12 protein-coding genes are annotated in these 12,606 nt (G+C 68.0%); 10 read left to right on the forward strand and 2 right to left on the reverse strand.

The genetic code is table 11. The annotated features are described in order from the left end of the window. Positions 1 to 218 precede the first annotated feature (218 nt). The 6 genes from AB0M14_RS02495 (at position 219) to AB0M14_RS02520 (ending at position 6,017) form a co-directional block, all read left to right on the forward strand. The gene (locus AB0M14_RS02495; protein WP_364987704.1) at positions 219 to 2,222 is read left to right on the forward strand and encodes an AMP-binding protein; all 2,004 of its coding nucleotides are present in this window, start codon (positions 219 to 221) and stop codon (positions 2,220 to 2,222) included. Between the two features lie 108 nt (positions 2,223 to 2,330). Further along, positions 2,331 to 2,714 (forward strand): hemophore-related protein, encoded by a 384-nt coding sequence (locus tag AB0M14_RS02500; RefSeq protein ID WP_364987707.1) that lies wholly within the window; start codon positions 2,331 to 2,333, stop codon positions 2,712 to 2,714. A 46-nt stretch (positions 2,715 to 2,760) separates the two neighbouring features. Further along, complete coding sequence (locus AB0M14_RS02505) at positions 2,761 to 3,459, forward strand: response regulator transcription factor (protein ID WP_364987710.1); 699 nt, start codon at positions 2,761 to 2,763, stop codon at positions 3,457 to 3,459. Continuing rightward, positions 3,456 to 4,790 carry a HAMP domain-containing sensor histidine kinase gene (locus AB0M14_RS02510; protein WP_364987713.1) on the forward strand — a complete coding sequence of 445 codons (1,335 nt, stop codon included), beginning with the start codon at positions 3,456 to 3,458 and terminating at the stop codon, positions 4,788 to 4,790. Before AB0M14_RS02505 ends, AB0M14_RS02510 begins: the two co-directional genes overlap by 4 nt. Before the next feature lie 44 nt (positions 4,791 to 4,834). Beyond that, on the forward strand, positions 4,835 to 5,536 hold the full coding sequence (locus tag AB0M14_RS02515; protein WP_364987716.1) for a YafY family protein: 702 nt from the start codon (positions 4,835 to 4,837) through the stop codon (positions 5,534 to 5,536). Positions 5,537 to 5,639: 103 nt separating this feature from the next. After that, complete coding sequence (locus AB0M14_RS02520; protein WP_364987719.1) at positions 5,640 to 6,017, forward strand: VOC family protein; 378 nt, start codon at positions 5,640 to 5,642, stop codon at positions 6,015 to 6,017. Between the two features lie 85 nt (positions 6,018 to 6,102). Here AB0M14_RS02520 and AB0M14_RS02525 read toward each other — a convergent pair whose 3' ends face one another. Beyond that, positions 6,103 to 7,224 carry a citrate synthase 2 gene (locus AB0M14_RS02525; RefSeq protein WP_364987722.1) on the reverse strand — a complete coding sequence of 374 codons (1,122 nt, stop codon included), beginning with the start codon at positions 7,222 to 7,224 and terminating at the stop codon, positions 6,103 to 6,105. Positions 7,225 to 7,375: 151 nt separating this feature from the next. Between AB0M14_RS02525 and pdxH the strand changes: the two genes are divergently transcribed. The 4 genes from pdxH to AB0M14_RS02545 all read left to right on the forward strand — a co-directional run bounded on the left by pdxH (position 7,376) and on the right by AB0M14_RS02545 (position 11,312). Further along, complete coding sequence (pdxH, locus tag AB0M14_RS02530) at positions 7,376 to 8,104, forward strand: pyridoxamine 5'-phosphate oxidase (protein ID WP_364987726.1); 729 nt, start codon at positions 7,376 to 7,378, stop codon at positions 8,102 to 8,104. Between the two features lie 68 nt (positions 8,105 to 8,172). After that, positions 8,173 to 9,456: an MFS transporter gene (locus tag AB0M14_RS02535; protein ID WP_364987729.1), complete on the forward strand. Its 1,284-nt coding sequence runs from the start codon at positions 8,173 to 8,175 to the stop codon at positions 9,454 to 9,456. A 156-nt stretch (positions 9,457 to 9,612) separates the two neighbouring features. Further along, positions 9,613 to 10,917, forward strand: a complete 1,305-nt coding sequence (locus tag AB0M14_RS02540) for a citrate synthase (protein ID WP_364987732.1) — start codon at positions 9,613 to 9,615, stop codon at positions 10,915 to 10,917. Between the two features lie 35 nt (positions 10,918 to 10,952). After that, complete coding sequence (locus tag AB0M14_RS02545; protein WP_364987735.1) at positions 10,953 to 11,312, forward strand: FKBP-type peptidyl-prolyl cis-trans isomerase; 360 nt, start codon at positions 10,953 to 10,955, stop codon at positions 11,310 to 11,312. A 72-nt stretch (positions 11,313 to 11,384) separates the two neighbouring features. Here the strand turns inward: AB0M14_RS02545 and AB0M14_RS02550 are convergent, their stop codons facing one another. Next, the gene (locus AB0M14_RS02550) at positions 11,385 to 12,560 is read right to left on the reverse strand and encodes a hypothetical protein (RefSeq protein ID WP_364987738.1); all 1,176 of its coding nucleotides are present in this window, start codon (positions 12,558 to 12,560) and stop codon (positions 11,385 to 11,387) included. Positions 12,561 to 12,606: the final 46 nt, after the last annotated feature.

A 12,606-nucleotide genomic window follows, 5' to 3' on the forward strand; every position in this document is an offset into this window, starting at 1 on the left:
GCCGAGAAATTGCGTCTATGACGGCCGAAATAAGTGACATCAGATTCTAACGGATCAATAACTTCTTGGGTGACCCCGAGGTGGACTACGGGCCTTGACCAGCCCATTCCAGGCAAAAGCAAAGGTCACGACACCCACCCGGGTGTCGCGTGAAGTCTGCCACAATCATCCAGATCTATCGAGGCGGGTATCGAGGCGAGGGCTAGGGAGTCACAGGAGTGGGTGCGCAGCACGACTACCGACCGGTCTATCAGACCAGCTTGGTGGATCCCGCCGAGTTCTGGACCAGCGCCGCGGAGGCGATCGACTGGGATGTGGCGCCGACTCAAATCGTCGACACCGCAGCGCGACCCGTGCCCCGATGGTTCCCGGATGCTCGCCTCAACACCTCCTACAACGCACTCGATCGGCACGTGCACGGCGGCAGCGACAACCGAGCGAACCAGCCCGCCCTAATATACGACTCTGCTATGACCGACACCAGGGGGCAATTCACCTACGCCGAATTGCTCGACGCGGTGGCCCAATTCGCGGGCGCGATGACCCGGCTGGGCGTCGGGGTCGGTGACCGCGTGGTCATCTACCTGCCGATGATCCCCGAAGCCGTGATCGCCATGCTGGCCTGCGCGCGCATCGGCGCGGTGCACTCGGTGGTCTTCGGCGGCTTCGCCGCACCCGAGCTCGCGGCCCGCATCGACGACGCCGAGCCAGTGCTCATCATCACAGCCTCGGGCGGCCTGGAACCCGGCCGCAAGATCGACTACCCGCCGATCGTGTTGCAGGCGTTGGACCTTGCCGAGACCACCACGCCTCGTCATGTGATCGTCAAACAACGGCCGCAATTCCCGACCATGAAATTCGCCGAGATGCAGGAGGCGACCGAGTCGCTGCCGAGCTCCGCGGCGACCGTGGCGGTGCGCTGGCTGGACTGGTCGGACGCGGTGCGCGACGCGCCGTTCGCCGACCCGGTCTCGGTCGCCGCGACCGATCCGCTCTACATCCTCTACACCTCCGGCACCACCGGAAAACCCAAGGGCGTGGTGCGCGACAACGGCGGGCACGCGGTGGCGCTGGCCTGGTCCATGCGCAATATCTATGACGTGGGCCCGGGTGAAGTCATGTGGGCCGCTTCCGATGTCGGCTGGGTCGTCGGGCACTCCTACATCGTTTACGCGCCGCTGCTGGTCGGCGCGACCACGCTGCTCTACGAGGGCAAGCCGGTCGGCACCCCCGACGCGGGCGCCTTCTGGCGGGTCGTGGAGCAGCATCAGGTGCGGGTGCTGTTCACCGCGCCGACCGCGTTGCGCGCCATCCGCAAGGCCGACGCCGAGGCGACGCTGGCGCACCGCTACGACCTGTCCTCGCTGCGCGCCCTGTTCTGCGCCGGCGAGCGGCTGGATCCGGCGACCTTCGAGTGGGCCACCCGCACCTTGCTCGACACCCGGCCGGACTGCCCTGTGGTCGATCACTGGTGGCAGACCGAGACCGGCTGGCCGATCTGCGCCAACCCGCTCGGCCTGCAACAACTTCCGATCAAGGCGGGTTCGGCCTCGGTGCCGGTGCCCGGTTACCGCCTGCGGGTGCTGGACGCCGAGGGCAACCCGGTGCCGGCGGGCGTCGAGGGCAACATCGTGATCGGCCTGCCCATGCCCCCGGGCACCCTGACCGGGCTGTGGCGCGACGACGAGCGCTTCACCCGCTCCTATATGGAGGCCTTTCCCGGGCATTACCTCAGCGGCGACTCCGGCTATTTCGACGAGGACGGGTACCTGTTCGTCCTCGGCCGCAGCGACGACGTGATCAACATGGCCGGCCACCGCCTGTCCGCGGGCAGTATCGAGGCCGCCATCGCCGGGCATCCCGCCATCGCCGAATGCGCGGTGATCGGGCTGCCGGACGAGCTCAAAGGCCAGATCCCGATCGCGTATGTGGTGCTCAAGGAGAACATCTCGGTCGATCCCGGGCAGTTGCGCGTAGACCTGACCCGGCGCGTCCGCGACCAGGTCGGCGCGATCGCGCAGCTGGCCGACGCGGTGATCGTCGCGGGCCTGCCCAAGACCCGCTCGGGCAAGATCCTGCGCAAGACGATCCGGCAGATCAGCGCGGGCGACGACTACGACGTCCCCTCGACCATCGAGGACCCGTCGGTGCTGGTGGCGCTGGCCGATCAGATCATCACGACCAAGGCCGACACGGGGGAATTCCCGCGCATCACCCCGTAGCGAATCCGGCTCTCCTCAGAGCTTTCTCATTCGGGGTTAAGGCGCGGGCCAGAGCGAGGGCATAGCGTCGAGGCGATCAGCAACCCCTCGATTCTCGGGAGTTTCTTCATGATGCGTTTTCCTGCTCGCCCCACCATCGCCCTGCTCGCCGGCGGTGCGGGTGCGGTCGCCGTGCTGCTCGCCCCAGGTGTGGCGAGCGCCGGTCCGATGGAACTGGCTGCCCCGCTGCTGAATTCGAACTGCACCTTCGCGCAGGTCGACGCCGCGCTGCACGCCAAGGCGCCCGCCCTGGCCAATATTCTCGACAACAACCCATCGCAGAAGGCCGAACTGAAGGCCAAGTTCGATCTCCCGGTGGAGCAGCGGCGCGCCGAGTTCCAGCGCATCATCGATGAGAACCCGGACGCCGCCGCACAGGCGCAGAACGATCCGCGGGCGGCGGGCCTCGCCAACACCATCGCCGAGGTTGCGGCCGTCTGCCACACCTACTGAGTTTGCCTTGACCGAACCAGCCGAGTTGGCGCGGCACAATGACCCTGTGACGGCTAACCCAACGGTGCTTGTTGTCGACGACGACGAGGACGTGCTCGCTTCGGTCGAGCGCGGACTGCGGCTGTCCGGTTTCCGGGTGCTCGTCGCCCGGGACGGGGCAGCCGCCCTGCGCAGCGTGAACGAGCACGCGCCCGACGCGATCGTCCTCGACATGAACATGCCGGTGCTGGACGGGGCCGGGGTGGTGACGGCGCTGCGGGCCATGGGCAACGAGGTGCCGATCTGCGTGCTCAGCGCCCGCGCGTCGGTGGACGACCGGATAGCGGGGCTGGAATCCGGCGCCGACGACTACCTGGTCAAACCGTTCGTGCTGGCCGAATTGGTGGCGCGGATCCGGGCGCTGCTGCGGCGGCGCTCGGATGCTCCGGCGCCGGAGACTCCGGGCGCCATCTCCGTCGGACCGCTCGAGGTCGACGAGGCGGGTTATCGGGCGCTGCTTAACGGGCAGGAAATCGAGCTCACCAAAAGGGAATTCGAGTTGCTGTCCACGCTGGCCCGCAATGCCGGCGTGGTGCTGAGCCGGGAGCGGCTGCTGGAATTGGTGTGGGGTTACGACTTCGCCGCGGACACGAATGTCGTCGACGTCTTCGTCGGCTATTTGCGGCGCAAACTCGAAACCGAGGACACGCCAAGGCTTTTGCACACGATACGCGGCGTCGGATTCGTGCTGCGGCCACCGAAATGAAGGCGTTCTCACTGCGCACCCGGGTCGCGGGCGCCGCGGCGATGGGAGCGATCATCATCGTTACCCTGTTGAGCCTGATCAGTATTCGCGCGATCGAGCGCAACAATTTGCAGCAGAGCGATCAGCAGCTGCGGCTGGCTTCGCGGCTGGTGCTGATCGACCCGGTGGTCGCCGTGCGGTTGATCGGCCTGACCGGATTGAACAACGACATCGCCGTCACCGTCCGGGACAAGGGCGCGGTAGCGGCCAGTAGCCAGATCCAATTGCCGCAGGGCCAAATGGGTTTCCACACCGCGATGGTCGACGGCAGCTCCTACCGCTTGCTCAGCACCACCGAGAACCAGCCCGCCGGCCGGGTCGTGACCCTCGGCATTCCCGCCGAGGAAGCCGCGCGGGCGACCGCCGAGCAGCGGCAGTGGGTGCTGGCCGGAGCGCTGATCGCCATCGCCGCGGCCGCCGCGCTGGGCTGGCTGCTGGCCGGCCGCGCGGTCCGCCCCATCGTGCGGCTCACCCGCCAGGTCGCCGGGCGCAGCGGTTTCGCCGACCCCGCCGATCCCCCCGCGCCCGTGGACGGTTCGGGCGTCCGCGAGGCCGAGCAACTGGCCGACGCGGTGAACACCATGCTGGCGCGCGTCGACGAGGCGCAGGCCGAGACCGCCGCCGCCCTGGAGACCGCCCGCGATTTCGCCGCCGTCTCCGCGCACGAGCTGCGCACCCCGCTCACCGCGATGCGCACCGATCTGGAAGTACTGCGCACCCTGGATCTGGACGAAGCCCAGCGCATCGAGATCCTCACCGATTTACAGCGCAGCCAGGGCCGGGTGGAAACCACTCTGGCCGCGCTGGAACGTTTGGCGACAGGCGATCTCACCCATGAACGCGATCACGTCGCCACCGACGTGGGCGACCTGTGCGACCAGGCGGCGCACGACGCGATGCGGCACTTCCCGGCCCTGAAGGTCAGCATCGACAGCGACGCCGAGCTCATCACCCGCGGTCTGCCCGCCGGGCTGCGGCTGGCGGTCGACAACGCCCTGGCCAACTCGGTCAAGCACGGCCGCGCGACGCACGCGCTGGTCTCGGCGCACCGAATGCCCGACGGGCACATCATGATCACCATCGACGACGACGGCGAGGGCATCCCCGCCGCGGAACGCGCGGCCGTCTTCGACCGGTTCTACCGCGGCAGCCGAGCCAGCAAGGGCGGGTCCGGTCTCGGCCTGGCCCTGGTCGCCCAGCAGGCCCAATTGCACGGCGGCCGCGCCTATTTCGAGGACAGTCCGCTCGGCGGCGCACGGCTGGTGCTGGATCTGCCGGAACGAGAACGGTAACAACGCCGACCGAACTTGTCGGTGGGCAGGTCTACGGTGACTGCGTGAACCGGACGGATCGGTTGTACGCGATCGTCGAAGAGCTCCGGGCGATTTCGCCCCGCCTGCGCACGGCGCGCCAGCTCGCCGAGCGTCATGGAGTCAGTGTGCGCACCGTCGAACGCGATATCGCCGCGCTACAACAAGCGGGCATTCCCATCTACGCCGATGTGGGGCGGCGCGGCGGCTACGCGCTCGAGAAGAGTATGTCGTTGCCGCCCTTGAACTTCACCGCGGCCGAAACTGTCGCGCTCGCGCTCGCTTTGGCGCGCAACAAAGGTGGACCGTTCGACCAGGCCGGGCGCAGCGCGCTGGGCAAGGTGCTGGCCGCCATGCCGGAACGCAACGCCGCCGCGGCGCGCGATCTCGCGGCCCGGGTCCGGCTGGTCGATCCACCCGGCGCGCTCGCGGCGCCGGAGATTCCGCCGGTGATCGGGCACGCGATCGAGCGCAGCTTGGTGCTGCGCATCGGGTACCTGGACCAGCACGGACAGGCCAGCGAGCGCACCGTCGAGCCGACCGAACTCTTGAGCGGAACGCACGGCTGGTATCTCATCGCCTGGTGCCGGTTGCGCGACGGGTTCCGGATCTTCCGCTTGGACCGCATGCGCACACTCGCGCTGACCGACCTGCCCGCGCCGGTCCGGTCGCGTGCGGGCTATCCCTGCGCGCCGGCGGACCAGGAGATCCGAGCGGTCGCGTTGTGAGCCGCCGCGCCTGAAGAATTCCGGAAACACCGACAGGGGGTTGTCGCCGGCCGGGTTGATCGTTGTCCCGCAAGCGATCACATCGACTCGACCGGAGAGATCTATGACTACCCCAGCCCTCAACACCGTTTCGTGGTTCCAGATCGGCAGCGACCGGCCGGAACAGGCCCAGCGGTTCTACGGCGAACTGTTCGGCTGGAACTTCACCGGAGACCCGCAGCTCGACGGCTACGACCTCATCAAATACGCCGGCAGCGAGATCCCCAGCGGCGGCATCGCGCACTCCACCGACCCCGCGGACAATCACGCGATCTTCCTGGTCCTGGTCCAGGACGTGGCCGCCACGGTCGCGCACTCGGAACGCTTGGGCGGCAAGGTGATCCAGCCCGCCACCACCGCCCCGGACGGCCTGGTCTTCGCCTACCTGGTCGATACCTCCGGCAACCGGTTCGGCGTCTTCACCCCCGCGCCCAAGCCCTGACGGTCCGGCAACGGCGCCGGATATGCGACGAGCCGGGCACCGGAACAGTTGTCCCGAGTGCCCGGCTCGCCGGTCCAGCTACGACTCAGGAGTGGGCTACGTTCGACCAGCCCGCGACCTCTTCGGGCTTGCGGGGCGCCGGGCCGGTGTAGATGGCAGCCGGGCGAACCAGCTTGCCCAGCTGCTTCTGCTCCAGGATGTGCGCGCACCAGCCGGCGGTGCGGCCGCAGGTGAACATCGCGGGCATCATGTGCGCCGGGACCTCGGCGAAGTCCAGGATCACCGCGGCCCAGAACTCCACGTTGGTCTCGATGGCACGGTCCGGACGACGCTCGCGCAGCTCGGCCAGCGCGGCCTGCTCCAGCGCGGCGGCCACCTCGTAGCGCGGCGCGTTGAGGCGCTGCGCGGTCGCGCGCAGCACGCGGGCGCGCGGGTCCTCGGCCCGGTAGACCCGGTGGCCGAAGCCCATCAGCTTCTCCTTGCGGTCCAGGATGCCCTTGACCAGAGCCCGTGCGTCGCCGCTCTTCTCGACCGCTTCGATCATCGGGAGCACGCGGGCCGGGGCGCCGCCGTGCAGCGGGCCGGACATGGCGCCGATCGCGCCGGACAGCGAGGCCGCCACGTCGGCGCCGGTGGAGGCGATGACGCGGGCGGTGAAGGTGGAGGCGTTCATGCCGTGCTCGGCGGCGGAGACCCAGTAGGCGTCGATGGCCTCGGTGTGCGCCGGATCCGGGTCACCCTTCCAGCGGGTCATGAAGCGCTCGGTGACGGTGGAACACTCGTCGATCTTCTTCTGCGGGACCGCGGGCTGGTAGATGCCGCGCGCGGACTGCGCCACGTAGGACAGCGCCATCACCGAGGCGCGGGCCAGGTTCTCCCGGGCGGTTTCGTCGTCGATGTCCAGCAGCGGCTCGTAGCCCCAGATCGGGGCCAGCATGGCCAGGCCGGCCTGCACGTCGACGCGCACGTCGCCGGTGTGCACGGGCAGCGGGAACGGCTCGGCCGGCGGCAGGCCGCGACCGAATTCGCCGTCGACCAGCAGGGCCCACACATCGCCGAAGGTCACCCGGCCGCCGACCAGGTCTTCGATGTCGACGCCGCGGTAGCGCAGCGCACCGCCGTCCTTGTCCGGCTCGGCGATGTCGGTGGTGAACGCCACCACGCCCTCGAGGCCACTGACGAAATCACTGGGTACGGCGGTAGTCATGTTGGGACTCTCCTTGCGCTACGACTCCGTAGCGACTGCTTGCAGGTCGCTCGAAAGGATCGGCATAGTTCTCGTCGATGAGATGGCTCGCCGGGCGCATGCCGATCAGGAAAACGATAACTCTTTGCTACCCCGGAGTAACGTCTGGCCCATGCAGGCGGAGGACAATTACCCGGCCGGCCGCAACCCGGCCGACAACGTCTCGACCACCGACCTCGCGGGCATGCGAGTGGACTACGGGGTACTGCACTCCGGCAGTGGCGAGGACACCGATCTCGATGAATCATGGCTGGCCGGAGGCTGGGAACCGTTGCTGCGGCACTGGATCGAGCAGGCCACGGCGGTCGGCATCGCCGAACCCAACGCCATGGTTCTCGCCACTGTCGCACTGTCCGGGGGTACCCCGCGCCCGGTAGCCAGAACCGTGCTGTGCAAGGGCCTCTCGCCCGCGGGTGTGACTTTTTACACCAACTACGACTCCGCCAAGGGCGCCCAGCTGGCCGGGGTGCCGTTCGCCGCGGCCACTTTTCTCTGGCCCGCGCTGGGCCGGCAGGTGCACGTTCGCGGCGCGGTTCAGCGCACGCCGATCGAGACGACCACCGTCTACTGGCGCTCGCGCCCCCGCGATTCCCAGCTCGGCGCCTGGGCGTCCCAGCAGTCCCGGCCCATCGGCAGCCGGGCCGAACTGGACCGGATCCTGGCCGAGACCACCGAGCGTTTCGCCGAGGTGGACGACATCCCGGTGCCGCCGCATTGGGGCGGCTACCTGCTGCGACCCGACGAGGTCGAGTTCTGGCAGGGCCGCCGGGGCCGGCTGCACAACCGGATCGTGGCGCGCATCGGCGACGAAGGCATGCGTGTGGAACGTTTGCAGCCGTGATGTGATGCGCCCCACAGCAGGACTTTTCGCCCTATTGATCCCATGATCGGTTCACTACCGTTTTCGCGGTGAAGCTGCTCGCCGACACCACCCCGCTGCGCTACCCCGACTTCCGGCGACTGTGGACCAGCAACATCGTCACGGTCATCGGCTCCCAGCTGGCCGTGGTCGCGGTGCCCCAGCAGATCTTCCAGATCACCGGCAGCTCCGGATACGTGGGCCTGGCCGGGCTTTTCGGCCTGGTGCCGCTGATCGTGTTCGGCCTGTGGGGCGGCGCGCTCGCCGACGTGATGGACCGGCGCAAGCTGATGCTGATCACCAACGCCGGCACCGGATTCACCGCGCTCGCCTTCTGGGCCCAGGCCGCCGCCGGCCTGAACAACGTGTGGGTGGTGCTCGTCCTGTTCGGCGCGCAGCAGGCGCTGTTCGCGGTGAACCAGCCGACCCGCAGCGCCGCCATTCCGCGCCTGCTGCCCACCGAGCACCTGGCCGCCGCCAGCGCGCTCAGCATGACCGTGATGCAGTTCGGCGCCATCGCGGGTCCGGTGCTCGCGGGTGTGCTGATCCCCATGGTCGGGCTGTCCACGCTGTACCTGATCGACGCGATCGCCCTGCTGGCCACCGTCTGGGCGGTCTGGCGCTTGCCCGCGATCCCGCCCACCGGCACCGCCCGGACCGCCGGATTGCGCACTGTCCTGGACGGATTCGTCTACCTGGCCACCCAGCGCATCCTGCTCGCCTCCTTCGTGGTCGACGTGATCGCGATGGTGTTCGGCATGTCCCGGGCGCTGTACCCGGAGATCGCGCACGAGACCTTCGGCGACCCGGCCAGCGGCGGCGTGGCCCTGGGCCTGCTGTTCGCGTCCATGTCGGCCGGCGCGGTGGTCGGCGGCGTGTTCTCCGGCTGGATCTCCCATGTCCGCCGCCAAGGGCTGACGGTGCTGGTCTGTATCGCGCTGTGGGGCCTGGCCATGGTCGGCTTCGGCCTCGCGGTCGGCTTCACCGGGCATGGCCTGAGCGTGACCCTGGGGCTGTGGATCGCGCTGGCCTGCTCGGCTTTCGGCGGCGCGGCCGACATGGTGTCGGCGGCGCTGCGGATCGCCATGCTGCAGACCGTCACCACCGACGAGATGCGCGGCCGGCTACAGGGCGTCTTCATCGTCATCGTCGCTGGTGGGCCGCGGATCGGTGATGTTGCACACGGTTTCGCCGCGGCGAGCCTGGGTACCGCCGTCGCCGCGGCGGGCGGTGGCGCCCTCGTGGTGGTCGGCGTGGTACTGGCCGCCCTGGCATTTCCCGCGTTCGTCCGATATCGGGTGGCCAGGACACACCCGATGCCGGTGTCGACCTAGCGAGCAAACCTCACGCCTTCACGCGAGGTTTGTGAGGTTCCGCGGTGGGCACCCTCGTGGTCGGGCCTCCTGGACAGCGACTAGCGTCTAGGTAATCGCACCGCCGTGCCGACCGCACTTCGATGCCGACGGTCCTAGCCTGAGAGGGATCCTTCCGTGCCCGAGAAAGACCACATCAACGACGCCAAGCCGGTGCTGAGCTACCCCGGTGGCGAGTACCCCATGACGATCGCCGAAGCCAGTGAAGGCAACGACGGCGTCGATCTGGGCAAAATGCTGGCCAGCACCGGGTACGTGACCTACGACCCCGGCTTCATGAACACCGCGTCGACCAAGTCGGCGATCACCTACATCGACGGTGAGCAGGGCATCCTGCGCTACCGCGGCTACCCGATCGAGCAGCTCGCGGACTCCTCGACCTTCATCGAGGTCAGCTACCTGCTGATCTACGGCGAGCTACCGACGCAGAGCCAGCTCGAAGACTTCACCGACCGGATCCGCCGGCACACCCTGCTGCACGAGGATCTGAAGCGCTTCTTCGACGGCTTCCCGCGCAACGCGCACCCGATGCCGGTGCTGTCCTCCGCGGTGAACGCCCTGTCGGCGTACTACCAGGATTCGCTGGACCCGCGCGATCCCGAGCAGGTCGAGCTATCCACCATCCGACTACTCGCGAAGCTGCCGACCATCGCGGCTTACTCCTACAAGAAGTCGGTCGGACAGCCCTTCCTCTACCCCGACAACTCGCTGTCGCTGGTGGAGAACTTCCTGCGCATGACCTTCGGCTTCCCGGCCGAACCGTACGAGGTCGACCCCGAGGTCGCCGCCGCGCTCGACATGCTGCTCATCCTGCACGCCGATCACGAGCAGAACTGTTCCACCTCCACCGTGCGCCTGGTCGGCTCCTCCGACGCCAACCTGTTCACCTCGGTATCCGGCGGTATCAACGCGCTGTGGGGCCCGCTGCACGGCGGCGCCAACCAGGCGGTGCTGGAGATGCTGGACGACATCAAGGCCTCAGGCGGCGACGTCAAGGAATTCATCCGCAAGGTCAAGAACAAGGAAGACGGCGTGAAGCTCATGGGCTTCGGGCACCGCGTCTACCGCAACTACGACCCGCGCGCCGCGATCGCCAAGAAGCACGCCGACAACATCCTGCAGAAGCTCGGCGGCGACGATCAGCTCTTCGACATCGCCAAGGCGCTGGAAGAGGCCGCGCTGACCGACGAGTACTTCATCTCGCGTCAGCTCTACCCGAACGTCGATTTCTACACCGGCGTCATCTACCGGGCCATGGGCTTCCCGACCCGCATGTTCACCGTGCTGTTCGCGATGGGCCGACTACCCGGCTGGATCGCGCACTGGCGCGAAATGCACTCCGAGCCGCTGAAGATCGGCCGCCCGCGCCAGATCTACACCGGCTACGGTGAGCGCGATTACCAAGCCATCAACAACCGCTGAGCAAATCAATCACCTATCGAAGGGGATAGATCCGAATGTCGAAGCCGGAGATCGAATTCCAGGGGGGCCCCGCGCCCACCGAGCTCGTGATCAAGGACATCATCGAGGGCGAGGGCAAAGAAGCCGTGCCGGGCGGCACCGTCGAGGTGCACTACGTCGGCGTCGAATTCGAGACCGGTGAGCAGTTCGACTCCTCCTGGGACCGGGGCGAGTCCATCTCCTTCCCGCTGCGCGGCCTCATCCAGGGCTGGCAGGACGGTATCCCCGGCATGAAGGTCGGCGGCCGCCGCCAACTCACCATCCCGCCGAAGCTCGCCTACGGCGACGCCGGCGCCGGCCACCACCTGTCGGGCAAGACCCTGGTCTTCGTCATCGACCTGCTCGACGCGCAGTAGACCTCCGCAACTACGACTGTGGCCCGCACTTGCCGAAGTGCGGGCCACAGTCGTAAGTGGACGAGTGTCACCTCACTCCCGGACGATGTCGACGGGATCGGTGAGGGCCAGGGCCAGGGCTGACTGTTGGGCGGTGCTGCGCATGGGCAGGGATTCCATGGCCTTGCCGGTTTGGGTGTTGAGGTTGTTGACGATGGTTTGGAGCTGGGTGACGCCGGTGGTCAGCTGGGAAATGGCGCTGGTGACCATGGCGCCGCCCTGGTCGGCCAGCTGGGGCAGGCCCTCGGCTAATTTCGCGCCCTCATTCAGTTGAGCGCTGGCACTTTGCAGTCGGCCGACGACGGTGCGGAGCAGGGTGCCGAGGTCGGTGTTCGGGTCGACCGCGCCGCCGACCAGCAGGTCCAAGCCCGCCAGCTGCGTGCCCGCCTGACCCGACACGGTGCGCAGGCCGTCCAGTTTGGCGATGATGTCGGCTACCGCCGGATCGCCGGCGAAGGGCAGAGCGCGCAGCATCGGCAGGATTTGTTCCAGGCCGGTGCTCACCGCGGTCGCGGACTGCTGCACCTGGCCGATCGTCAGACCGGTGGTGTCCAATGCCTCGGCGAGCTGGTTCGCCTGTAATGCCGCGCCGTCGACGGTGTCGTTGAGCATCGCGATCGCCGACGTCAATTGCGCGGAGCCGGTCTTGGCGAATTCCAGGAAGCCGAGCATTTCCTGCGCGCCGGAACCGAATTGGTCCGCGCTCGCGGCTGCGGAATTCACGCCGGCGGCGAGCAGCTGAGCGGTGAACTGCACGCTCGACAGCTGGGTGCGGGCCTGGGCGACGGCGGCCAGCGCGGCGTCCACGCCGGTCGCGCCGATCAAGTGCGTTACCTCGTTGGTCGCGCCGTTGACCAGGTTCGCGTCCGCGTCGTCGTGGGTCGCGACGGTGACCTTGGCGCGCTGGGGTTGTGTGCCCGCGAGCGAGCCGATGGACGTGGTCAGATCGGCGGGCAACGTGATCACGGCCGCGTAGTCGTCGGTGCTCGCCTCCCCCGGCCGCGCCATGGTCCAGGCATAACCGCGGCCGTCCTGTTCCAACGCCTTGCGCACGCGGTCACCGGTGGGACCGGTGTCGGCATTGATCAAGGCGATACCGGTAGGCGCGTCGTCGGAGAATATCGAGCACGCGGTGACGGCCCCGCCGACCGCGCCCGCCAGCAGCAGCGAAACAGTGAAAAGTGCCAGGCGGGAGCGTTTTTCGATCACACACAAACCGTATGGGTATCAATTAATGTGCGAGTCGGCGTTTCTA

Source organism: Nocardia sp. NPDC051832, assembly GCF_040681285.1.
Lineage (GTDB): Bacteria > Actinomycetota > Actinomycetes > Mycobacteriales > Mycobacteriaceae > Nocardia.